Genomic DNA, 24,472 nt, shown 5'->3' with positions numbered 1-24,472 from the left:
TAATAGGCTATTATTCTTTTGCCGACCCGTCCTTATATTGAGCAATAATCTTGTAAATGGAGGTCTGATGCCTAATTTCGGGCATCAACTCATACAGGAGCTCATGTCGTTCAAAATTCAAAGTTAACGCATTTTCCAAAAATGAAAAGGCTTCTTTGTATTTACCCGTCTTAATGAAATAAACTACTAACCTATAATATAACTCGGCTTCCTCAGGCAGCTCCTCAATTCCCTCCTTTAATACATCCACAGCTTCCTCAAACCTGTTTTGATCAAAATAAATGATCGAAAGGTTTACATAGGCCTCCATGATGCCCGGTTCCAAATTAATAGCCTCCTCGTAGGCCTCGGAACTGGCGTGCAGGTTACCTAAATTGTACTCGGCATCTGCAAGACCTACCCAGTAATTCGCATTTTCAACACCAAGATTGATGGCTTTTTTGAAATAATGGATGGCTTCAAAGAACTTGTCCTTTTTGAGCATGCACATGCCCAACCCAAACCAGGCATCGTCGTATTCCGGATCCAGTTTGGCTGATTTTTTAAAATATTTGAATGCCTGGTCTATTTGGTCGAGCTTTTCATAAGCCGCGGCCAAATAACAGCAGTTTTCCGCATTGGCACCCTCACAATTGATGGTGTTTTGATAAGCCTCCAACGCCAGATCAAACTGTTTGGTGTTCATGTAGGCATTGCCCAAGTTGAAATAGGCAGAGGCAAAAGTGTCGTCTATCAAAAGGGCGTAATCATAGGCATGAATGGCCTCTTCAAATCTTCCCAGCCGGTTGTACACCACGCCCAAATTGTACCAGGCGCCCGCACTATAGGGATCCTGATCGATAAACTCTTTATAAAAATCGAGAATTTCGTCAAAGGAACCTTCTTCTTCGGTAATCATGGCCAGTTGGAACAGGGCGTCCTCATGGTTGATCCGAAGCTTTACGGCCTCTTTGTAGGCTTGGATGGCATTTTTCACCTGCCCATCGGCACGGTAAAAGTTCCCCAGGCTATAGTACACCTCAGCTTTATCATCTGCCAAGGGCAGGAAGTTTTCCAGCAATTGGATGGCCTCTTTTGGGCTGCCACTTAGAAGATACCCGTTGCTCAGGGCGAGCACGATCTCCTCATTGTTGGGTGAAATGTTGTTAATTTGTTCGAGTATTTCCATGCCCTCCTCCAATTCGTCATTGAAGATCAGGCTTTGAGCCTTTAACAGCTTGATTTCTATTGAAAACGGAAATTTCTCCAGAGCAAGGTCGCTGGCCTTTAAGGCCTTCTTGTATTTGCTCGCGTCAAAGTAATAGCGGATGATGTCTTCCAGCTGCTCCTCGTCGAAGAACAGATCTAGGTTAGCCTTGAGAGAATCTTCAAATTTCTGCACAAGCGCTTTTTCCTCATCCCTATTGTGATCAAAATCTCCAGTCATCGAAAGTAATTTAGAATATAGTCATTAAGATACCAATAAAATTGATACCCCCTAACAAGCCATGGTTAATTTTTACCTGGGCCTATTAATCCAAATCACAAAACCTCAGCCAAGTTGTTTTCGTTCACTTCGGGCCCACTCCAAGGTCTCCTTTAGGGGCGTATATCGAAAGTTGAGGAGCTTCCCGACTTTTACATTGTTAAAAACTATGGGAAACTGGGCTGCTCTGACCGCTTTTTTGCTGAAGCTGGGGGCATTTTGGGTGAACAGGCCTTTAATTTTGAAGAAGTAATCGGCAAACCTTATCAACCTGCTCGGAACCGGCCACTTGGGGGCTTTCCTATCCAACACCTCAGCGGTGGATTTAAAAAATTCAGCGTAAGAAATGCCTTCCTTGTTAAGAATAAACCTTTCTCCCCAGGCGTTCTTCTGAAACAGCTCTGCGGTAATCTCAGCCGCATCTCTTACATCTATATAGTTCACATTTCCCTTAGGAAAGAATTTCTTTTCCTGTAGCACATATTCATAAATGGCCGTGCTGCTTCTGTTATCATCGACTTTGCCCAAAAGAACGGATGGGTTTACCACTATAACATCAAGCCCCTCCTGGGCGCCTCGCCAGGCCTCAAGCTCTCCCAGGTATTTTGAAATGGCATATGGGGTATTTAGGTCAGAGGTGACCCATTTTTCCCGCTCGTCCATCAGCAACTTCTCGGGATTGCGCCCAATAGCGGCAACTGAACTCACATGAATCAACTTTTTGATCCCTTGGCCCAGCATCACATTGACCACATTGGCAGTACCCTCCACGTTGACTTTCAAAAGCTTCTCCTCGTCACCGTTGCGGAACGACACCATCCCGGCAGAATGGATGACCACATCCATGCCCTCAAATGCCTCTTCCATCGACTGGTAATCGTTGATATCGCCTTCATGCCAATGAATTTGTTCATTGATTTCAGCGAGTAGATCAAGTTTGCTTTCTGCACGCTTTAATCCATGGATTTCACCTAAAGGCAGAAACGTCTTGGCTAGGTAACTTCCAAACAGACCCGTGATGCCTGTAATCAATATTTTCATAGGGAGCTGTTCAGCAGCGGCAGGGCTCTGAGTTTGTGATAATATTTATGCATGGTGAGGTCCTCTAGCGCATCCAGGTACTTGATGTTATGGGCATCGGTTCCCAGCAGCATCACCTGCTTGGCATCTACGAGCCTTTCTGCAAATTTTTTGACGGCTTTTCCGTAATACCCTGTGTAGGATAGCAAATTGGCCTGAAAGAGAATACCACGATCCATTAGGGATTTGAGGAGCTTTTCGTCATTGTGAAGGTAAAGATATCTCTCTGGATGGGCAAAGATGGGGGTGTATCCTTGAAGCTCCAGGGCAAAAAAGCTTTCCAAAAGCATCTGAGGCTTGCTCATAAAGCCGGTTTCCACCAGCACGTATTGGCCACCCATGGTTAGGAGCTTTTCCCCGGCCTCCACTTTTTGCATGAAAATCTCATCCAAATAGTACTCGGCAGCGGCCTCGATCTCCACATCCACATCGTATGCTTTGAGCGCGGCCCGAAGGTCATCCAGACCGGTAAGAATGGTACCTGGAGAGTTTTTGTAAAACTCGGTCATGATATGGGGAGTAGTGATGATCTTCTTGATGCCCAGCTTCACCAGCCGGCCGATCATGGTAATCGATTCATCCATACTCTGGGAACCATCGTCGATTCCTGGGATCAGATGGGAATGCATATCCACCCCCAACCAGCTTAAATCAAGCGCTTCACGTTGTTTTGTTCCCGATCCTAATAATAAGTCTAATAATGACATCAAAGTCCTCCTCCACTATCTTTTACAAATTCCTTTAAACTTGGCAACAAGATATCCTTATCAGAAAGAATAGGGTTTTCCACCTGCCAATCTATTGCCAGATCAGCATCGTCCCAAATGACTCCCCCTTCTGATTCCTTGTTGTAATGATTGCTGCAGCGGTAACTAAAGACGGTGTCTTCCAAAGCAGCAAAGCCGTGGGCAAATCCGGCCGGCAAATAAAGCATATTATGCTGTTGATCATCCAGGACAACCGCATGATGCATGCCAAAAGTAGGTGAGTTTTTTCGCAAATCCACACATACTTCCCAAACTTTGCCTACGATCACCCGGGCCAACTTGGCCTGGGCGAAAGGCTCTTTCTGGAAATGCAGCCCCCTGATGGTGCCTTTCTTGGAAAAAGACTGGTTTTCCTGCACCCAGATTTCCGCGATTCCATTTTTCCGGAGCAGATCCTCGCGGAAAACCTCCAAAAAATACCCCCGCTCATCCGAAAAAGCCCTAGGGTAGATTTCATAAACTCCTTGTATGAAGACTTGTTTTATTTCCATGCTGAACAAAAATGCGAAAAAGAGCCTTAACTTTATGTACACAAAGCTAACATTCTACCGAAGATTTGCAACCAAGGGGAATGTAAGTGGTATTTTTATTGTTATCCTTACCATGTGGGCACAAGCCCAATTTAATAGACTGTAAATATAGTAAATGAGTAAATATTCTCGAAAATTAAAAAAACTCTATGATACCGCCCCCGTAGAGGAAACGGCGGTATTGGTAGGATTGATCCATCAAAACCAAAGCGAGCAGCAGGCCCAAGAATATCTGGACGAGCTGGCCTTCCTGACCGAAACGCTCGGTGCCCGTGCCGTTTATAGGTTTACCCAAAGAATGGAAAGGCCGGATGTACGCACTTTTGTGGGCTCCGGTAAGCTTGAGGAAATCCAGGCCTACGTCAAGCATTTTGAGGTGGACATGGTGATCTTTGATGACGATCTTTCGGCCTCCCAGATGAGAAACTTGGAAAATGAGCTGAAAGTGAAGGTTTACGACCGTTCACTTTTGATCTTGGATATCTTTCTGAAAAGAGCGCAAACGGCCCAGGCAAAGACCCAAGTGGAACTGGCCCGGTATCAATACCTTTTGCCAAGACTGACCCGGATGTGGACCCACTTGGAAAGGCAGCGAGGCGGTACGGCCACTAGGGGTGGTGCCGGTGAAAAGGAAATCGAAACAGATAAAAGGGATATCCGAAACCAGATCACCCTGCTCAAAGACAAGCTAAAGAAAATCGAAAAGCAGGGGGAAACCCAGCGTAAAGGACGGAAAGGTATAGTTAGGGTCGCCTTGGTAGGATATACCAACGTGGGTAAAAGCACCCTGATGCGCCTGATGACCAAGGCTGATGTATTGGCTGAGGATAAACTTTTCGCTACGGTGGATGCGACAGTAAGAAAGGTGGTTTTGGAAAACATTCCATTTTTGCTTTCCGATACGGTAGGTTTTATCAGAAAACTCCCCACCCACCTAATCGAATCCTTCAAATCCACATTGGATGAGATCCGGGAGGCCGACATTCTGGTGCATGTGGTGGACATTTCCCATCCCAACTTTGAGGATCATATCAATGTGGTAAACCAAACCTTGACTGAGATAGGCGTTTCCAACAAGCCTACCATTTTGGTGTTCAATAAAATCGACTTGGTGCCCAAAATGCCTTCCGAGGAAGAACTTCTTCATATGACGGAGCACGAAATCGAGGAAGCCAATTTCTTGGACTTCGATAAGCTTGAGGAGAGTTACACTAAGAAAATGGGGATCCCGCCGGTATTTATGGCCGCTGAAGACGGTACAAATATTGAAAAACTGAGATATAGCTTGGTGGATGAAGTTAAAAAGCATCACATAAAAATCTACCCTAACTACCTCGAAGACGAGACTATTGACCTTTCACAATTCAGGGACATGGAATAGAATTAACAAAACGGGAAGCCAATCGGTTTCCCATTTTTATTTAATATAATCCGCAGATTTCTTCGGTCTTCCGTTCCGCCAATCAAGAGAAATTGGCAAATGGCATTATCGCGAATAATTAAATTTTATATCATTTCATCCGGATTCGCCAGTCCTTCGGGTAATAATTGTTGACACGGTTCCCGATATTTTTTATCCAGCCCAGCGGGAGTGTTTCAAATGTAACCAGATGCCAGCCTTCTTCCGAAGTAGGCAGCTCAAAATCCTCCTTGCGCAGATAGCTGAGGGCTTGCTCCCTAGTCAGCTCCAATTTTGAAAAACCTTTCTTCTCAATTAGGCTAAGGGCAAATTCATGGGTAGGCAGAAACTGTTCGCCGCTGACTTTTCCCAACTCCACTCCGAAGTATTTCACATTCAGGCTTTTTGTCAATTGCTCAAAATGTGGGGCATACCAACTGTCCATTAGAAAAAGGCTTCCTTTGAGTTCGTAAAACTCAAATTCATTCTCCAATCCCAATAACTCCTTGACTTTCTCCTTTTGTCCGCTGCGCGAAAGAAAAGGGTGTTTGAAATCTTTCTGCTTTTTGACTGGCAAAACATAGGCATCATCCGGCCGCCTGAGGACGGTGATAAAAAAGCCTTCCCCCTGCACTTTGTGGGGATAGAATCTATATCCAAAATATGTCTGACCCTCAACCTCCACTTCAGTTTCCACTATCCCCCATTCTGGCTGAATAGAAATCCTTACCGGCTCAAAGGCAAATTCTTCGGTGAGGTATCGGAGGTTTTCCTCGTTTTCCTTTTCGTTGAAAGTACAGGTGCTGTAAAGAAGATAACCGCCTGCTGCCACCAGCGCACCTGTGGCATTAAGAATGCGTTCCTGCCTGGCTGCGCAGATTTCCACATGCTCAGGAGACCATTCGTTTCTTGCCTGCGCATCCTTGCGAAACATTCCCTCCCCAGAGCAGGGGGCGTCAATCACCAAAAGATCGAAAAAGCCCTCCAAGTCTTCAAAGTGGGAAGGGTCATTATTGGTAACCACCGTATTGCCCAGGCCCCACTTGATCACGTTTTCTTTGAGAATGTTAGCCCGGGACTTGATGACCTCATTGGCTACCAACAGGCCGTCGTTGCCCAAATAGCTGCTAAGCAAGGTCGATTTGCCCCCGGGTGCGGCACAGAGATCCAGGTAAATGCCTTTGGGGGCGTTTACGCTTTCCAAAATATGGGAAATGAACATGGAGGAAGACTCCTGAACATAATATGCCCCTGCGTGGAATAGCGGGTCAAGGGTAAATGAGGGCCTACTTTTGAGAAAGTATCCATGAGTGGCCCACGGAATTGGCAGACCGGGGGGATTATCCGCATTCCATTTGTAGGGGTTGGTCCTGATGGAGGTTTGGGGATCACCTTCCAAGGCCTGGAAAAACTCCTGGCTTTCCTCAGCCCCGAGTTGCTCTTGAATGGTACGCTTAAATGCTGAGGGAAGCTTATTGGAGGCTTCTGACATTATGGATTAGGCTGATTTTAACTTTAGTTCGCCTTTTCTCTTGACGATCTTTAGGGCAAAATATTCGTTGATGAAGCTCTTGCAGCGGTTTTCAGAGAATTCAGCCCTGCTTTCCGTATCGAATAGCAATGTCATCCTCAACATGGTCTTCACATAGGATTCATGCTGGCCAAGTTCTTTCATCCACATGACAAATTGAGCAGCCCAGTCGTCCTGATATTTCTCCAAATGGGAACGGCCATCGAACAACAATTCAAGCTGGTTGTCTCCAAACTTGTAGCGGTAAATACCGGCAAGCTGGTTGTAAATCACCTGAATGCGGTCTTTTGGAAATTCCGCCGTTTCCATAATCTGGCGGTAAGTATTGTCCATCAATCCTAATGGATTAAAAAGTCGGGTATAGGAAGCCTTCAGCTCCTTTACCATCACATCAAGCAGCTGGGGCTCCAAACTCGTTTGGGCCTGACGCAGAATGTAATTTTTATCTAAGGGGAATAATTTCTGGATCATTTTACGGACAAATTCGATGCAAATTAAACCTTTTATTACAAAAATGAAAAAGAACCTCCATCAATCCGGCTTTTGAAAGAATAATTAGCCTCCACTCCGGTTGAAAGAAAAGAGCATTGAAACTTTCGCTCCAATGCTCTTTTATCCAAAATAGTGCTAGAATTATCGGGCTGACTGCGGGCTGATGGTCTGCCCGAAGAAAATCGAGTTCATAAACAGTTTGTTGGTTCCAAACCAGAATGCTCTGAAGTTTGGATTATCAACAAATCCGACCACACGGCCCCTTCCCACGGAGGCTACCCTTACCCCACCAGTGTTCTTCATTTTTTCCAAGTTGGCAGGAAAAACATATCCAGAAGCTAAAGGCTCATCCGTGTAGACAACCGGGTTTGCATATGGGTTGTCAGAAAGCTCCATGAATTGGTTACTGCTTCTGAAGGTGTACATTTCAGGCTTGTAGTAACCATAGTTTACCGGGTGGGTAGTGTCCAATTTTACATTGAAAATAGCTCCACCTGTAACTTGAGCTCCCGTGGTGTTTCTCATATCTGCATAACTGAGTTGCTCCGCCGGCTTCTCTTCTTTTTCATCCTTGAAGGAAAATTTTGCCACATCCTGCTGGTTTAACCAAGTCAAAGCATTCCCTCTGGCGATCACGGTATTGCCAGCCGAAGCCCAGTCCTTAAGTTTTTCCGCGCCGTTTTTTCCCAAGCTACTGTAGTTTCCGTTGGCCATTACAATTACATTGTAGCGGTTAAGGTCAGTACGGTTAAAGTTTTTCATCGGCAGCAGCGTGATCGGCATTTCAAAACGCTGGTCGAGTAAGTGCCAGATCTCACCGGCCTCGTTGCTGTACACTCCGCCATCAACCAACAGTGCAATGGAAGGTTTTTCTAACACATCAATGCTTGGGGAACCTAAGTTAGCTCCTTGGGTATACCCAGAACCAATGGCGTAAAAATCCACGCCAGTTTCCTCGGCTATTTTCTGAATCGTCTGGTGCATATTGGGATCAGCTTCTGCCCCATGGCCTTGGCTGACCAAGATAGTCCCCCTTCTGAAGGATTTCCCCTCTTCAACATTAAACTCAGTATGACTCACGCGAAGCATGTAGCCTTTCTCCATTAATTTATAAGCTGCTTTTGGCGCATAATATTCACTCCACTCAAAAGCATAAGCATATGCCCCAGAATCTCCAATCACCTCACCTTTAGGCATCTCAAAATCCGCTTTAGTCACTTCCTCCACTTCAGCGAGATTCATAATCCTGCTGTTCAATTTCATGTAATCCAGGTTGAAGGCCATGGGCAGGGTCCAGGCGGAAACATCGTAGAACAAGCTGTCCTCAAATTCAGTCCTCTCCTCAAACATCCCCTTGATCAGCTTGTACTGAGGCTGGTTCAACGGTACCACAAAAGCTTTTTCGGCTTGAAATTCTTTTCCGTTTACAGTAATATCCTGCTTTAGTTTATAAAGATCAATTTCATGATGCAAAATCATGTCGGCAAGGTGGTGGGACCGGGACTTATCATCCAAATCGCCAAAAATGATGGCTTTGTTCGGGTCATTGCCAAATTCACTCGCTGCATCTTTGTAGAAGTCCCTCATATAGGTATTCATCTCCTGGCGCATTTCCTTGGCCGCCTCAAAAGAGGAAAGCGAGGTGGTAAACTGGTTGCGGATAGTGAACGGGAAGGATAGAGGTCCAAAAACGCTCTCCTGCAGGTGGCCTCTAGAGGAAGCCTGCTCAAATAAAATCCCTACTGCCCCTTGTACATCTGGGTAAGTAGAACCCTTGCCGTAATAAAAATCGTCAAAACTTTCCTGGGTATAATAAAGCGAGCCGATTTTATCCAAATGTTTGGCATGATACTGGGCGATTTTTTCGGTCAGTTCAAAATTCCTTTTTGGTGTAAGCGGGTGGTTTCTACTAGGTATTCCCGGCTGAAAGAAATAAGTGCTGTTGGTGCCCATCTCGTGGAAATCCAATACGATATTTGGCTTCCAATCCTGGATTTTTTCGATTCTCCCTCTGGATTCAGGGTGCTGAACCGGCATCCAGTCACGGTTAAGGTCAAACCAATAATGATTCGTTCTCCCTCTCGGCCAAGCTTCATCAAACTCCCTGGAATTGGGGTCGCCGTTCATGTTGTAACTTTTGTGGGAATTGACCCAAGAAGCAAACCTGTTAATACCATCCGGGTTAATAGCCGGGTCAAGCAGGATGATCATATCCTTGAGGTCTTCCTCAATTTCCTGAGCCGCGGCAAAGTGATACAAAGCCAATAAGGAGGCGTTGACCCCACTTGGCTCATTTCCGTGGACAGAATAGCCCATCCACATCACAATCGGCATGTTATCTATATCCACATTGCCCGATTGCCTAGAGTCACGAAGACGCTTTCGGTCGGCTTTGATATCGGGGATGCGGGAAAAGTTATCCGGATGGGTAATCGTCAGGACCAACAGCGGGCGCTGCTCATACGATCTAGCGTATTCTTCGAGTTGAACTCTTTCTGAAGCATCAGCGACAGCTTTCATGTACATCACCACTTGGTCGTGGCTCACATGCCAGTCTCCCACCTGAAAGCCCAAAACATCCTTGGGCGTGGGGATCTCTTCTTTGTAAGTGAAATTTCCTTGTAAATAATAATCCAAATCCACCTGTGCATTTGCTTGAACAAACACTAGGCAGAACAATAGACTGAAAATTTTTCTCATTATAAAATTTTTAGGTTTTTTTATTCCCGTAATTTTCCTAATATTATAATCCTTTCGATTTAATAAATAGGAACGGGACTTCAAGCTGCTAAATTATAATCCTTGAAAGAAGAATTTTATTTTGGATGGCTATAATACTTGATTACTAACTTTTAACTGCTTTGAAATGGAAACATTTTTTCACTCCTTGTCTGCAGTAGTGGTTCTTGGAATTCTGTATGTGCTATTTTGGATAATCACCATCGTGCATGCTGCCCGGGCAAATTATAGAGATGAGATATCGCGAGTGGTTTGGATTGTCATCATCGTGATCTTTCAGGTGGTGGGACCTATTTTGTATTGGGTGTTGAGCAAAGAAAACAAAATATCTGAAAACTAATGTTTAGAATCGGACCGGATGGTTTTCCGTTTTTATGGGGCATACTTGGGGTGTTGTATCTTGTATTCTGGATAATGACACTTGTGGACGCGGTACGCTCAAATTTCCGCGACCCTACCATGAAAATTATCTGGATTCTGATAATTCTCCTGGCACAGGTCTTCGGGCCAATTCTATATTGGCTGCTTTCCCCAAAGCAGAAAGTTTAGCAAACTTATTCCTTATATTGATAAAATAGCTGGCCCAAGGCATCACCGATATCATTGTACCTGAATTTGTAGCCGGCCGATTGTATCTTGAGGCTTGACACTTTGTTACCGCCCAGCACCATTTGTGCCATCTCCCCCAGCACCACTCTCAGCACCGCTTTGGGCACACCTACATTTACAAATGGCTTGCCTTTGGCTTTGGCAGCTTTTTCTGTCAACTCCCGGTTGGTTACAGGCTTTGGCCCAACGGCGTTGTAAACCCCATGGACGGAATCATTGAATAAAGCATGGCGGAACATCCGGGCAAGATCGCTCAAGTGGATCCAGCTCATAAACTGTTCTCCCGTTCCAAGCGGGGCAGCCACGGGTGGCCTCAAGATTTCGGAAAGCGCCCCACCTTCACTGGCCAAAACGATTCCAATTCTCAACATCACGGTGCGTATGTGTAGGGATTCAAAATGCTTCACCTCCTTTTCCCACTTTTTAACCACTTCTGCCAAAAAATCATCTCCAGGCTTGTCTTCCTCATTTAACAAGGTGTCACCCGTGTCCATCCCATAATACCCCACAGCACTTGCCGATACGATTACCTTTGGTTTTTCTTCCTCGGTGCGGGCAGCTTCAAACAGCAAACGGGTGGACTCAACCCGGCTGTCGAGGATTTCCCGTTTCCGTTTTTCAGTCCAGCGCTTATCGGCTACCCCGGCCCCGGCGAGGTGTATAATGGCGTCAGCCCAGCGCATGGCGTAGGGGTCTATTTCCTGTTTCTCCACATCCCAGATGAAGGTTTTTCGGCCTTCCTTCGGACTGCGGCTCAGCCAGGCGACTTCATAATCTTCCCTTTCCAGTTGTTCGGTGATTTTTTTGCCGACAAGACCGGAACCTCCGGTAATCAAAATCTTTTTCATATAGCCAAGTTTAGGTGATAGTTAAACATAGGAAAAAATGCAAGGATTAGCAAAAGCTTAATACTGGTATTTAATCCTTGCTTGTTTTTTACTATTTTACCTAGATTTATTAATCTAAATTGAATTTAAATCTTATAAGTGAAAATTTTTATTCCGTTAATGCACAATGGCAAAGCTTTTGATATATTTCCCAATGAAGTTTTGAACCGGAGGATCAATCTGGAAAATGAATAAAAAAAGTTTTTTTTGACATCTGTGTAAAACTTCTTACAGGCACAAATGTTGAAGCATTTAACCAAATAGTTCACTTAAATAACTAACACTATGTACACAAAAAGAAAATTATTCACCTTTGGAGTTGCCGCTTCCCTATTTGCTATGGTGGCTTGTGATGCTGACAACAGGCACGATCAAGTAGAAAACTTCCGTGACGACTACAGAGACTGGGAGCAAGATTATCAGGAAAAAGATAGGGACATCGAAGAAAAGAGAAGAGAAATCGATGCTTGGTACAACGATAACAGAGACAGAGCTAACGATGCTGGGATCGGAACTGACACCAACCGTGACGATGACAGAGAAGTAGTGACTGATGCCAACACTTATCAGCAGCTAATGTCCAGAAGAGATGAGATGAACCAGAAGCATCAAGCCATGAAAGAGGAGCACAAAGCTCTAATGGACAAGCATAAGTCTTTCATGAACAGAAATGACTTGACTACCATGAGCGATGACGAGTGGGATAACCAGAAAGACCTAATCAGAAGCGATCAGGACAGAATGGAAAATGATCAAGACAGAATGAAGGATGAGATTGGTACTTTGAAAGACGAAGTAGATAACGTAACCGACACTAGAGATAGAGATGATGCCGGTACGAGAGATACAAGAACCAACACTCAAACTCAACAACAACCACGTAACTAATTAGCCTAAAAGTCTAATACAAGAAGCTGTGTATATGATAATACACAGCTTTTTTTCACTTCAAGATTTCAATTTTTCACTTAAACTATATAAACGTATGTTTACAAAATCACAATTGTTTGCCACTAGTTTAGCTGCATCCGTATTTGCTTTGGCCTCCTGTGAGGGAGACAACAGGACTGATGAAATCAACGATAAAAGAGAAAGCCATGCAGAATGGATCGAGGATTACCAGGAGCGGGACAGGGAAATTACTGAAAAAAGAGCTGAAATAGATCAGTGGTACACCGGCCGTGAAACCCAAGCCCAAGGCACAGCTACACAAGGTCAGCAAGGAACTGCCGCTCGTCAAGGCACAACTCAACAGAATCAGCAAGACCAGGTGGTCTCCGACCCTAACACCATGGAGCAGCTGATGTCCAGAAGAAACGAGATGTATCAGAAGCATGATGCCATGAAAACGGAGCATAAGGCGATTATTGATAAGCATAATTCCTTTTTCAACCGTGAAGATCTGACCACCATGAGTGATGATGAGTGGAACAACCAGAGAGATCTATTGGAAAGTGACCACGATCGCATCGAGGAGGATCAGAAGCACATGAAGGATGAGCTTGATGAGTTGAAAAGCGAATTGGATAACCTAACAGAAAACCGGGACGCTCCAGCTAACCAGCAAAATCAACAGCAAAGACCTAGAAACTAAGATCATGCAGTCCGCAACCATTCAGGAGCTGCGGACTGTCTTCTTTTTATCAAAAAACAGGTAAATTTGCGATCCGAATTTCAGCGCTTGGCCCAAGTAGCTAATCGCGAGATGATTTCTACATTTAACTAGCTTTGATGAAATATTTAATTTTTACTCTTTTATTAATCACCCTCCACTCACCCCTTATAGCCCAAGAAAGGGATACCATACCTGAAGACAGAGGGGCAGTAGAAAGACTGAAATACAAACAGGCGCCTGGCCTGGCTCTGGCCGCCTCCAAAATATACTTCTCAGACAAAAGATATAGTATTTCCGGTTTTGGCGAGGCTTCTTTCGTCAATTACCAGGGTCCAAAGGACACCCAAGCTGGAGACCTTGAGTTATATTACACCAACTTGTATAGGTTCGCCACTTTTTTTGGATATAGGCTGCGAGACAATTTAATCTGGAATTCAGAAATTCAAATTGAATACCTCCATGATGGCACCAACGAATCCCACACGGAATTTGTTTTTGAGGCATTTGTAGATTACCTGTGGCAGGATTATCTCAATGTGAGATTTGGTTTTTTGCCCCTGCCCATTGGCTATGTCAACAATAATGATGAGCCTGTGATGTTTTACTCGGTCAACCGTTCAGAAGTGGAACGGCTGATCAACCCTACCACATGGATTGAATTGGGTGCCATGTTTTATGGCTCCTTGGGTGCAGACTGGAGTTATGCGTTGGGGGTATCCCAAGGCTTAAATGCCTCCCAGTATCTGAGTGGCACATGGATCCGTCAGGGCAGGGAAATCACCTTCAACATTCCCCGACGCTTATCTTTTACTCCCCAAATCACCTACACAGGCATCCCTGATTTGGAAATGAGCGCCTCCGGTTTTATTGGCAATTCGGGTAAAGACCATACTGTAATGGCAAATGGAGTCGAAAGAAATATCGATGCTCCGGTTAGAATATTGACTGGATTTGTTAAATACGACTGGGGCAATTGGAGATTTGTATCGGTGGGTTCTACTGGCAGTCTTGGCCAGACTGAGGAGATATTTGAGCTTACACGTCAAAGCGAGGGCATCCCACAAGTAATGGGGACCAGCACGTATGGATACCTTTTTGAACTAGGATACAACATCCTCCCCCATTTTGGTAAAAGAAAATTACCAAGTGAAGGATTTTTGCACAACACCGGGGAATTCAAGCTTCCCATATTTGTCAGGTTTGAAAGACTGAATACCCACAGACGCTTTAACCAGGATTTGGCCAGGGGGATTAACCCGATTTTCCCAACTAATTTAACTCCTAACCCGGGAGAACAAATCGGGTTTACTCCCAGTAATTTGAGAATATGGACAGTAGGGGCAAATTTCAACCCAAAGGAAAACATTGTTTTAAAAGGTAATTACCAGTTTAGAAACAACATCACCGACAATCCTGAAGCATTGCAGGAAGGAAACAGGATAGAGTTTGGGTTTGGATTTATTTTCTAGATTTCTCCAATTCCAGTCTCAGATTTTCTTTAATCAATTTCTCTCACATTCAAGGGGATACGAGATTTGTTTATTGATTTTTAAATATTATTAAACATTTTTCCTTCAAAAAACATTATCAATGAGCTGATGAAATCGTCAGCTCATTCTGTTTTATAGCATGTTTAGAAATACACTTCTGCTTTTCTCCATCCTCTGGATGATGCCACTTTTTATTTTTGCCCAAGGTGGCGAAATAAAGGGTAGAGTTTATAATCCTGCCAACAACCAACCGGTACCATTTGCCAATGTTATCGTACTGGGCACCGATCAGGGCACCGTCACGGATGAGGAGGGGCGGTACTTGATCCAAAATATTGAACCGGGGCTTTATAATGTAAGGGCTTCTTTTGTGGGCTTCCGCTCCAAAACCATCTTTGAGGTCCAGGTTACGCGGGCTAGGGCACTTCAACTGGATTTTGAGCTGACCGAAGATGCCTCGGATTTAGATGAAGTGGTTGTAAGCTCGGAATTCACACGATCAGACGACACTCCGATTTCAGCTCGGCGACTCAACACCAATGAAATAGAACGCTATCCGGGCGGGAACAGGGACATTAGCCGGGTGATCCAGGCCTTGCCAGGTGTGGCCAGTACGGCTAGCTTCAGAAATGACATCATTATTAGGGGCGGGGCACCCAATGAAAACAAGTTCTTTGTAGACGAAATTGAAGTCCCGGTCATCAACCATTTTGCCACACAGGGATCAAGCGGTGGGCCTGTGGGCATACTAAATGTAAACCTGATTAAGAATGTGGATGTGATCAGCGGCGGCTTCCCGGCTGACCGGATGAACGCGTTGAGTTCCTTTTTTGAATTTGAGCTGAAAGAAGGCCGAAGGGACAAGATGTTTACCCAACTTACCGTAGGAGCAAGTGAGTTGACACTGTCCAACGAGGGACCCTTGACAGAAAAAACCACTTACAACGTTTCCATCAGAAGGTCTTATTTGCAGGGACTTTTCCGCTTGCTAGGCTTGCCGTTTTTGCCCACCTTCAATGATTTTTTGGTCAAAACCAAAACCAAGTTTGACGACAAAACCGAGCTTACTTTGATAGGTTTGGGTGCCATTGACAATTTCAGGCTGAATTTTGATGTGCCCTCGGATGAAACAGATGAAGAAAGGGAAAACAGGTTGTACCTATTAGACAACCTCCCCATTCAGAGTCAGTGGAATTACGCCACCGGGGCAAAGCTGCGCAGGTATAGGGATAACGGCTATTGGACTTTTATCCTGAGCCGAAATATGCTTAACAACCGGGCTTTCAAGTATGCGAATAACGACGAAAGCCGCCCTGAAAACCTATTGACGGATTATCTTTCCCAGGAAAGCGAAAATAAGTTTAGGGTGGAAAACAGCATTTTTGGCAAAGGCAGCACTTTGAAATATGGACTTAATTATGAATTCAGCCGCTATTTCATCCGAAACTTTGACCGAGCAAGCCTTTCCCAGCAGCAGCAGGTTATAAATATCAATGCCACTTCGTTTTTCAACAGCTATGGAGCATTTATCCAAGGCTCGAAAAATTACCTGAACGATCGTCTTCTGATTAGCGGGGGGGTGAGAATGGACGGAAGTGATTTTGGTGCAACGGCCCAAAATCCGTTAAACCAGATCAGCCCGAGAGCTTCCATCTCTTATCAGCTAAAGCCAAATTTCTTCTGGACGGCCAATGCGGGGATATACTACCAAAAACCACCTTACACGATTTTGGGCTTTCGAAACAACGAAGGCGAGCTGGTAAATCAGCAGAATGACGTTAGGTTCATCAGAGCCACCCATGCCATCACAGGATTGGAGTGGCAAGTCCCCGACAAAAACAGGAGATTTACCGCAGAGGCCTTTTATAAATTTTACCAAAACTACCCCACCTCAATCAGAAACGGCATCGCTTTAGCCAACCTGGGAGCAGACTTTGGGGTGATCGGAAATGAGCCGGTCAATTCTGATGCGGAAGGAAGAGCTTACGGCTTGGAGCTTTTGGCCCAGCAAAGGCTATTCAACGGTTTTTATGGAATTGCAGCCCTCACCTTGGTGAGAAGCGAGTTTACAAACCCCAACACAGAAGGCTTCCTGCCATCTGCTTGGGACAACCGCTACATTGTGTCCCTGACAGGGGGAAAGCGCCTGAAAAATGATTGGGAATTAGGAGCCCGCTGGAGATTCTTGGGAGGCACCCCATTCACGCCTTTTGACCTTGAGGCGTCTGCATTGCGATCAAACTGGGACGTAAGAGGCGTAGGCTTGCTGAATTTCAACCAGATCAATGCTTTCAGATTGAGCAGTTTTCACCAACTTGATCTAAGAATCGACAAGAAATATTTCTTTGACAAATGGAACCTCAACTGGTACGTGGACATTCAAAACGCTTACAACTTCCGCGCTGAACAACCTGATATCCTTGTTCCTGAAAGGGATGCCACTGGGGCCTTGGTGATCAACCCTGAAAACCCGGATCAGTATGTACTGAGGTCGGTAGCCAACCCAGCTGGCACCATATTGCCTACGATAGGGATAATTGTGGAGTTCTAAAGGGCAAACAATAACCTAAGCAAGAAAAAGGCAATTAGGAAAAGTTGACGCATAAATTAACTATTTAAGGCAAGACGTCTCTTTCCGTTTAAATGAGACAGCCTTAGGTCAGCTTTTTAATCACCTCCCCGTATTCTGGGTAGGATTGGATCAATTCGTCATAAGTATAGAGCTTAAAATCCTCAAAATCAAACCCAGGGACCACTACACAGGAAACCAAGGCATACCCCTCCTCCACGGTTGAACCGAAAATAGTGCCAGCGGGCACCATCTGATAAGGTTTAAAACCTTCATCATCCACAGGTCCAAGGTGCAACTGGGAATATTCCCCATCATGCATCAGGTGTACCGTCAGTGGGTTTCCCTCGTGAAAAAACCACATCTCATCGCTTTTGATTTTATGAAACTTGGACACATTTTCGGCTGTAAGGAGGAAAAATATAGAGGTGGCCAGATTTCTTTTGCCATTGGCGCTTTCCATCTCCTCCCCACTCCGGTAAGTTTCCGCATAAAATCCCCCTTCAGGATGGGGCTGGAGGTTTAGGCTCTTGATCAATTCTATTATTCTTTCATTCATAACCCTAAAAATAACAAAACCCATTTAAAAACGAAGAAGCCGCCTCCACAGGAGAGCGGCCTCTACATCGTTAATAAACCTTAATCAATTATTTGGTGTCATGGCTTTGTTGAAGAGCAACTCATTGGCTGACATAGGCCAAATGTAATTTGAGCTGCCTCTGGCAACAGCGCCGACATTTTCTTTTGCAGGGATATCCTGGCCTGTTCTGAGTAAATCAAAGGATCTTAGACCTTCTCCGATAAATTCAATTCTTCTTTCCGATAGGATGGCATCGATCAAAGCCTGACCACTGATACCGGTGTAGGCACCATTCTCGTTGGAGCGGGTGCGGACTGCATTTAGCAGGGCAAGCGCTCTAGACTGATCGCCTCCATCTCTTACTAACGCCTCTGCCAAGTTCAACAGAACTTCGGAGTAGCGGATGATCGGGGCGAAATCCAAATGTTGTGGACCACGTGGAAATTTATTCAAGTAAGTGAATCCATTAGCATTAGCAAACATCCAAGCCGAACGAGCATCATTGGCTGCGTTGAATGCCGGGTTGGTGAAGATGCCACCGGTCATGTTCAAGGAATAATCCCCAATACCCCTTGGTCCAGGATTGTAGTAGCTTCCCAATCCATTTTGGGTGCCTGGCAAGGCCAATTCGGTAAATGGAGCGGATAGGATGCTTTCCGTGGTAGTATATGGCGGGCTAAACACATCCAGGATCTCTTCCTGTAGGGCATGGCCCACACCGCTTGCCGCAGTAAATGGCGCAGTAGCCGACACAATTTTATTGGCCTCAAGGATCACGTTTCCATATTGCCCCATAGCCATATACACCCTTGTTTTCAAAGCAATAGCCGTGTTGCGGTGTGCTCTGGTGGTGTTGTTGTATGGGGAACCATTATTCAATGCAAGGTTTGTTTCAGCAAAGTTCAGGTCCGCCAAAATCTGGGCATAAACTTCCGCCACTGTAGATCTAGGCATATCATTGTTTGCATTATCCAGCTCCGGCGTCAATCTCAATGGCAAACCTGGACTTGCACCATTATTTGCTGTGAATGGCTGCGCATATAGCTGAAGCAAGGCGAAATAGGACAAACCTCTTATAAACCTGGCTTGGGCAATGTAGTTTTGGGCAGTTTCAGCTTCTAAAACTGTGGATTTAGATACCCCATCTATAAAGATGTTGGCTCTATTGATGGTTAGATAGGCTATCGACCACAGGTTTTCCACTTCATTGGTGGTAGAAACCACGGTATGCTGCCAAGTAGCAAGACCTGTTACACCGTTAGTCGTACGGTTGGAAAATTCCTCGGCCCTGATATCATTGTAAACCTGATACCTGCCACCGTAAAACTGACCGTTGATCATGGTGGAATATAGACCGTTTAGGGTCTGCTGAATCCTCTCCGGAGTGTCAAAAACTACTGCTTCGGAGAAAGTTGTGGGAGGAATTGGGCTCAGCAGGTCCTCGTTGCATGAGGATGCGAACAGAAGGCCGCCTACAAATAAAACTTGAATTATATTTTTCATCTTCAATTGCTGATTAAATTCCAATGTTCACACCGAATGTATAGACTCTAGCCTGGCCCAGGGAGTTTCTGTCCACACCTGCCGCAGAAGGTGTGTTACCGTTGGTACTGATCTCTGGATCTGAACCGCTATACTTGGTCAAAAGGAATGCGTTTTGAACCTGACCATAGAATCTTGCATTGCTGATTCTCATTCTCTGCGTGACATGAGAGGGAAGCGTGTAGCCCAAGCTGAGGTTTCTTACTCTCAAGAAGTCTCCTTTTTCCACGTTCTCGGAGATTGGGAAAGCCGATCCGTTTGAAATGTTATCCGTGTACACCACCCTTGGGATAGAACCACTTGTGTTTTCCGGGGTCCATCTATCCAAGACGTCTCTGTGGTTGTTCCAGAATCTCATATCTCTCAACCCAGCCTTTGTACCGTTGTAGATGTAGTTACCGCCAGAATACTGGATGAACACACCAAGATCAAAATTTTTGAATCGGAAGGTGTTGTCAAGTCCACCAAACCAAGTCGGGATGGTTGGGCCCATGATGATACCATCAGCGTTCTGGGTTGGTTGGGTCGTTGGCTGACCGTCCAAGGTAGTCCATCTCGTGCCCAAGTGATCATATTGCACCAAGATTTCCTCGCCGGCCGCACCACGCTTCACGAAAATTCTTCTACCATTCTCAGGGTTCACTCCTCTGGTTTCTACCACGTACAAGCTACCTACAGATTCACCTACCTTGGTGATGTTGACCGTTTCCAGGCCAGCAGTTGCAGAAAGAATTTGTGAACCTTCAGCTTCGAGTGACAATACTTCGTTTCTCAAAGTCGAGAAGTTGAAGCTTACATCCCATTTGAAGTTAGGTCGGCTAATAGCCTTGTAGGTGATGGCCATTTCGATACCTTTATTCACCATGGATCCGATGTTGGTATCAATAGAACCGCTACCTGTCATCACGCCACCTGGGACACCCTTCGAAGGAGCCTGAGGCACTGGCAGGATCAAACCGTCCACCAAATTGTGGTACCAAGTGATCTCACCCTCGATTCTGTCACCAAGTGCTCCGAAGTTGATACCGTGGTCAGTCTTTTTAGATGTTTCCCAAGCTAGCGCAGGGTTGGAGGGCTGGGCATAAAGGATGGTAGGGTCAGAGCCGTAAAGGCCAGTACCATATAGACCCAGGGAAGCAAAGTTTCCAACGCCATTGTTACCCACTAAACCGTAGCTGCTTCTAAGTCTGAAATAATTGACAGTTCTGGAAATGGAGCTGTTTTTCCAAAAATCTTCCTCTGAAAGAATGTAGCCCACAGATCCACCGTAGAAGTTACCAAACTTATTGCCTGCAGCAAAAGCGGAATAACCATCTCTACGTGCATTCAAAGACAACAGGAATTTGTTGTAGAAATTGAAGTTTGCTCTACTGAAGAAGGAAACCAAATAGTTTTCAGTCTGAATGTTGCCAGTTGGGACTATTGTGGTGAAATTACCCTGATAAGACTCAAAGAAGCTATCGGCGATTACCGTTCTTTGGGCACCCCATCTTTCATCTTGGGTATATTGCTGCTCATTACCTACAAGGAAATTGAAGTCAATGTTTTCGCCAAAGCTGGTTCCATAATTCAAAGTGTTCTGAAGGTTCCAGCGGTTAAGGGTTCTGAAAGTATTTGCCGCTAAACCCCCACTACCAAAACCGTCACCGTGCAATGCGGTATAGAAAGTCTGATCTTCCACAGTCAACCTGTCGATACCATAAGTAGATCTGAAGTTAAGGCCCTGAAGGATTTCAACATCTCCATACACACTACCCATCAAGTGGTTGTTTACAGAACTCATTCTATTCAAATCCAAAATTGGAGCAGGGTTTACAAATCCTGATTGTACCAGGTTATTGCCCTGCCCAAGTTGGTTGTTTGGTGTAATGTTATAGCTGCCATCAGGAAGGAAAACAGGTACGTTTGGCGCTGAAATTAAAGGGATACGTCCAAGACCGGAAGTGTTGAAGCCTTGTCCCGGAAGTGAACCTGTGTTTGGCGCTCGGTTTACCGTATTGGTATAGTTCATCGTAGCACCTACTTTGAATCTGTCAAAAACCTTGTGGTCAATGTTCAATCTACCAGTCAGTCTTTCAAAGTCGTTGCCTTTGATCATACCCTCTTGTGAGGTATAGCCAGTAGAGAAGTAATAATTAGTTCTTGCGTTACCACCTGTGATGCCCAAGTTATGGGATTGGCCAAGGCCTTTTCGCATCACTTCGTTGTACCAGTTGGTATCCACCACGTTTCCGTTGGCATCCAAATATGGGAAGAAGGCATCATCTTGGCCGGCATTTCTGCGTGCTTCGTTTTTGATGGTCATGTATTCTTCGGCATTCAGCAGGTCGAAAAGTCGAACCGGCTCCGTTATCCCAACCCATGAATCGTAAGTGATTCGGGAAGCACCTTCTTGACCTCTCTTGGTGGTCACCAAGATAACACCATTGGAAGCTCTAGAACCATAAATAGCTGTTGCTGAGGCATCCTTTAGGATTTCCACAGACTGGATATCCGCTGGGTTGATGTTGGCAAGGGGGTTGTTAGCTGCTGAGTTCCCGGAAAGATCACCGGTATAAGTCGGTACTCCATCCACCACGATAAGCGGATAAGAGCTCAAGCTAAGCGAGTTTACACCCCTTACCCGAATTACAGGTCGGTTGTTTAACACACCGTTTGGCGTTACGATGTTCACACCGGCTACTTTACCCTGAAGGGCCTGGTCAAAGCTTTGCACAGGAACGTTTAGTAATTGCTCGCCAGAAACAGAGGCGATTGCACCGGTTACGGTCTTTTTGGATTGAGCACCGTAACCTACCACTACCACTTCACCTAGGGTAGCTACATCTGGATCAAGAGCAACTTCTATGAAGTCTCTATTTCCGATGTTGACAATTTTAGTCGCAAAGCCCACGAAACTGATGGTCAGCTCGGTGGCGCCTTGAGGGACATTGACGGAAAAAGATCCATCTAGATCCGTGACGGTACCGGAGGAGGTACCTCTTACCAGAACGTTTACGCCAGGAATGCCTCCCCGATCTTCGGAGCTGCTCACCTTTCCGTTCACTATTCTGCTTTGGGCGTTGGCAGTCATTCCGACTGCCAGAACCAAATACATGAGAAGTAAAACTTTCTTCATTTAGGCTGTTTGTGTTTGAGATTAGTTTATTACAAAACAATATTGATTAAAATACCAATCACAAGCAATAGGTGCCTTTTAACACGTCCAAATACCACTTAAAATATGGATTAAACTAAAATCAGAAGTTTTAACCTTTAATAGATTTAAGATTTTTCAGGCAATTGTATAGAAATAGGATTTAACCAATAAAAAATTATTCAGCCTAAAATTTCGAAATATGAGCCATGGTAAAATTTTAAACATTCATAACATCACAAAAACAAAATATAATTCCAAATCCACCTAAAATCATTTAATCTTCAATCAAATATTTGGAAAATATTTTCAACCCAAAATATTACCATAGGAAAAATACAAAAAAAAGCCTTTTGTTTTTATCCAAAAGGCTTTTTACAAACTTATATGAGAATTTTAGAAAATATGTCCAAATCCAAAGAAGAACTGCCCTCCATCACGGCTATTGGCATAATCCAGTCTAAGTACCGTGGATTGGTTCCATGCGATACGGCCACCAATTCCCGGGGCGCCTCTCCACCTTCTGAAGTTGATATCAGATAAGCTATCCCACACAGAGCCCATGTCATAAAAGGGCGTCAATCCTAAGGCAAAATGCTGATTTAAGGCATTGAAATCATATAACCGGGCCCGCATTTCCAAATTGACCAGACCGACTGTTGGTGCCAAAAATCTCGCCTCACGGTAACCTCTAAGCGACCTTTCCCCACCTAGCACCAAGATGCCTCCTGCCTCAGCCTGACTGGAAAGATCCCACATTTCAATAAAGTTGATGTTGGACCCAAAGATGTGTCCCAAAGCCCCCAATCCTGCAAAGGTAATCCTGCTTCGACCATCTCTCCACCGGCCAAGGGTTTTGATATATTGGCCTTGAACCATAAACTTGTTGAAGCTGAAATCGGAGCCCAACCAAGGTGCGGACATTTCGTGGCTGTATTCCAAGAATACCCCATCAGATGGATCCGGCTCAAGGTCCCGCGTATCGTAAATCAAAGCACTTGCAAGCATACTGGTGAAGGCATAAGCCTCCTGAAATCCGGCCATGTTAAACCTGTCCCAAGTTCCGTCCATTTGCTGTCTGTTCAGCAATGTCTGATTATTGATAGCCGTAACCTCCTCGCCACCGGGTAAAAAGGCTTCCTCAGCTTCTCTTCCCGTATAATCGGTAAATGAGGTGAATAGCGCCTCATAGCCAAACATAAACCTGAATCGGCCCCCCAGCCCTACTCTTTCAAAAAGCAAATTATAGAGCTGCTCCCTTTGGATAAATTGGTTGTAGTGGGTATCAGTAGTCAATCTGCCGTCTGCACCGGGTACAGCCAAGGCCAGATTGCTCTCATACTCGTTCACCCGGTTAAATTGCCGGGTGGCCCCATACTGTCCCCCTGATTTATCAGAAAAAGTCAGGTTATCCAGGGAGTTTCGCCCCACACCCCAATATTGGGCATTGGGATCCTCCCACACGACCGCATCGGCCCGCAACCTCCACTGGGTACCGAAAATGTAAGGCACATCCAACTGTACCGCACCCCTCACCCGGCCGTTTTCAAAGACAAAGAATTCTGTATTGACTCTGTAGCGGTATGGCGTGATATAAAAAAAGGGGTCAAATTTGTCCCTATTTTGGTATAGGAAAACATTTCCCCCGACCCCAAAGCCCCGAATGGGGTCAAATTCAAATCTTGGAAGGCCGGTTACAAAGAAGCCTTCTTTTTTATTGAGCACATCCTCTGGCGAAAGATACTTTTCCTCTGCCACCGTAAATGGCATTTGTATCGTATCACGGATGGTGAGTCGGTCGGCATTCAGATGGCGCAAGTAGCGCTCTCTGGCTGGAGCGACCTCATCTTGGGCAAAAATCAAATTGCTAGTAGATAGCAGCAAAAGCAGTAAAAGCAACTTTTTCATAAGCTTAAAATTTTGCAGGTAAACCTGATTAATAGTTGGTTTGACATCTTCTAAAAGATTGTCCTGCAAAATTACTTTGTTATGGCTCTGGGTGCTTTTAGAGGGTATTTAGAAAAATATTAGAATACCATTA

19 protein-coding genes are annotated in these 24,472 nt (G+C 45.0%); 7 read left to right on the top strand and 12 right to left on the bottom strand.

From position 1 onward, the window contains the following. Nucleotides 1–10: 10 nt before the first annotated feature. The 4 genes from KI659_RS15115 to rfbC all read right to left on the bottom strand — a co-directional run bounded on the left by KI659_RS15115 (nt 11) and on the right by rfbC (nt 3,803). The gene (locus tag KI659_RS15115; RefSeq protein WP_213946209.1) at nt 11–1,426 is read right to left on the bottom strand and encodes a tetratricopeptide repeat protein; all 1,416 of its coding nucleotides are present in this window, start codon (nt 1,424–1,426) and stop codon (nt 11–13) included. A gap of 105 nt (nt 1,427–1,531) precedes the next feature. Next, entirely contained in the window at nt 1,532–2,506 is a 975-nt protein-coding gene (locus KI659_RS15110; RefSeq protein WP_213946208.1) for an NAD-dependent epimerase/dehydratase family protein, read from the bottom strand. Then, nucleotides 2,503–3,252 carry a tyrosine-protein phosphatase gene (locus KI659_RS15105; RefSeq protein ID WP_213946207.1) on the bottom strand — a complete coding sequence of 250 codons (750 nt, stop codon included), beginning with the start codon at nt 3,250–3,252 and terminating at the stop codon, nt 2,503–2,505. Before KI659_RS15105 ends, KI659_RS15110 begins: the two co-directional genes overlap by 4 nt. Next, complete coding sequence (gene rfbC / locus KI659_RS15100; protein WP_213946206.1) at nt 3,252–3,803, bottom strand: dTDP-4-dehydrorhamnose 3,5-epimerase; 552 nt, start codon at nt 3,801–3,803, stop codon at nt 3,252–3,254. The genes KI659_RS15105 and rfbC overlap by 1 nt, the downstream gene beginning before the upstream one ends. 154 nt (nt 3,804–3,957) lie before the next feature. On the opposite strand from rfbC, the gene hflX reads away from it, so the two are divergent. Beyond that, the gene (gene hflX / locus KI659_RS15095) at nt 3,958–5,223 is read left to right on the top strand and encodes a GTPase HflX (RefSeq protein WP_213946205.1); all 1,266 of its coding nucleotides are present in this window, start codon (nt 3,958–3,960) and stop codon (nt 5,221–5,223) included. A gap of 130 nt (nt 5,224–5,353) precedes the next feature. Here the strand turns inward: hflX and KI659_RS15090 are convergent, their stop codons facing one another. The 3 genes from KI659_RS15090 to KI659_RS15080 all read right to left on the bottom strand — a co-directional run bounded on the left by KI659_RS15090 (nt 5,354) and on the right by KI659_RS15080 (nt 9,964). Continuing rightward, nucleotides 5,354–6,733, bottom strand: coding sequence for a methyltransferase RsmF C-terminal domain-like protein (locus KI659_RS15090; protein ID WP_213946204.1), 1,380 nt, complete (start codon nt 6,731–6,733; stop codon nt 5,354–5,356). Between the two features lie 6 nt (nt 6,734–6,739). Continuing rightward, nucleotides 6,740–7,243 carry a hypothetical protein gene (locus KI659_RS15085; RefSeq protein ID WP_213946203.1) on the bottom strand — a complete coding sequence of 168 codons (504 nt, stop codon included), beginning with the start codon at nt 7,241–7,243 and terminating at the stop codon, nt 6,740–6,742. A 162-nt stretch (nt 7,244–7,405) separates the two neighbouring features. Next, nucleotides 7,406–9,964, bottom strand: a complete 2,559-nt coding sequence (locus KI659_RS15080) for a M14 family metallopeptidase (protein WP_213946202.1) — start codon at nt 9,962–9,964, stop codon at nt 7,406–7,408. A gap of 166 nt (nt 9,965–10,130) precedes the next feature. Between KI659_RS15080 and KI659_RS15075 the strand changes: the two genes are divergently transcribed. Together KI659_RS15075 and KI659_RS18775 are read left to right on the top strand one after the other, a co-directional pair. After that, on the top strand, nt 10,131–10,343 hold the full coding sequence (locus KI659_RS15075; RefSeq protein WP_213946201.1) for a PLDc N-terminal domain-containing protein: 213 nt from the start codon (nt 10,131–10,133) through the stop codon (nt 10,341–10,343). Further along, the gene (locus tag KI659_RS18775; protein ID WP_213946200.1) at nt 10,343–10,552 is read left to right on the top strand and encodes a PLDc N-terminal domain-containing protein; all 210 of its coding nucleotides are present in this window, start codon (nt 10,343–10,345) and stop codon (nt 10,550–10,552) included. The genes KI659_RS15075 and KI659_RS18775 overlap by 1 nt, the downstream gene beginning before the upstream one ends. 5 nt (nt 10,553–10,557) lie before the next feature. On the opposite strand, the gene KI659_RS15065 is transcribed toward KI659_RS18775, so the two are convergent. Then, nucleotides 10,558–11,460 carry a TIGR01777 family oxidoreductase gene (locus KI659_RS15065; RefSeq protein ID WP_213946199.1) on the bottom strand — a complete coding sequence of 301 codons (903 nt, stop codon included), beginning with the start codon at nt 11,458–11,460 and terminating at the stop codon, nt 10,558–10,560. Nucleotides 11,461–11,784: 324 nt separating this feature from the next. On the opposite strand from KI659_RS15065, the gene KI659_RS15060 reads away from it, so the two are divergent. The 4 genes from KI659_RS15060 (at nt 11,785) to KI659_RS15045 (ending at nt 17,155) form a co-directional block, all read left to right on the top strand. Beyond that, nucleotides 11,785–12,387, top strand: a complete 603-nt coding sequence (locus KI659_RS15060; protein WP_213946198.1) for a hypothetical protein — start codon at nt 11,785–11,787, stop codon at nt 12,385–12,387. A gap of 97 nt (nt 12,388–12,484) precedes the next feature. Further along, on the top strand, nt 12,485–13,093 hold the full coding sequence (locus KI659_RS15055) for a hypothetical protein (protein WP_213946197.1): 609 nt from the start codon (nt 12,485–12,487) through the stop codon (nt 13,091–13,093). Between the two features lie 137 nt (nt 13,094–13,230). Then, nucleotides 13,231–14,583 (top strand): hypothetical protein, encoded by a 1,353-nt coding sequence (locus KI659_RS15050; RefSeq protein ID WP_213946196.1) that lies wholly within the window; start codon nt 13,231–13,233, stop codon nt 14,581–14,583. A 160-nt stretch (nt 14,584–14,743) separates the two neighbouring features. Further along, nucleotides 14,744–17,155 (top strand): TonB-dependent receptor, encoded by a 2,412-nt coding sequence (locus KI659_RS15045; RefSeq protein ID WP_213946195.1) that lies wholly within the window; start codon nt 14,744–14,746, stop codon nt 17,153–17,155. 103 nt (nt 17,156–17,258) lie between these two features. Here KI659_RS15045 and KI659_RS15040 read toward each other — a convergent pair whose 3' ends face one another. From KI659_RS15040 to omp85, 4 genes are all read right to left on the bottom strand, one after another. Then, nucleotides 17,259–17,732 carry a cupin domain-containing protein gene (locus KI659_RS15040; RefSeq protein ID WP_213946194.1) on the bottom strand — a complete coding sequence of 158 codons (474 nt, stop codon included), beginning with the start codon at nt 17,730–17,732 and terminating at the stop codon, nt 17,259–17,261. An 84-nt stretch (nt 17,733–17,816) separates the two neighbouring features. Beyond that, nucleotides 17,817–19,256, bottom strand: coding sequence for a RagB/SusD family nutrient uptake outer membrane protein (locus KI659_RS15035; protein WP_213946193.1), 1,440 nt, complete (start codon nt 19,254–19,256; stop codon nt 17,817–17,819). A 13-nt stretch (nt 19,257–19,269) separates the two neighbouring features. Then, nucleotides 19,270–22,413, bottom strand: coding sequence for a SusC/RagA family TonB-linked outer membrane protein (locus tag KI659_RS15030; RefSeq protein ID WP_213946192.1), 3,144 nt, complete (start codon nt 22,411–22,413; stop codon nt 19,270–19,272). Nucleotides 22,414–22,827: 414 nt separating this feature from the next. Further along, nucleotides 22,828–24,339, bottom strand: coding sequence for an Omp85 family outer membrane protein (gene omp85 / locus KI659_RS15025; protein ID WP_213946191.1), 1,512 nt, complete (start codon nt 24,337–24,339; stop codon nt 22,828–22,830). Nucleotides 24,340–24,472: the final 133 nt, after the last annotated feature.

The sequence above is a fragment of the Litoribacter ruber genome (genome assembly GCF_018449405.1).
In the GTDB taxonomy this organism is placed as follows: domain Bacteria; phylum Bacteroidota; class Bacteroidia; order Cytophagales; family Cyclobacteriaceae; genus Litoribacter; species Litoribacter ruber.
This window is presented reverse-complemented; position numbering and strand designations above follow the sequence as displayed.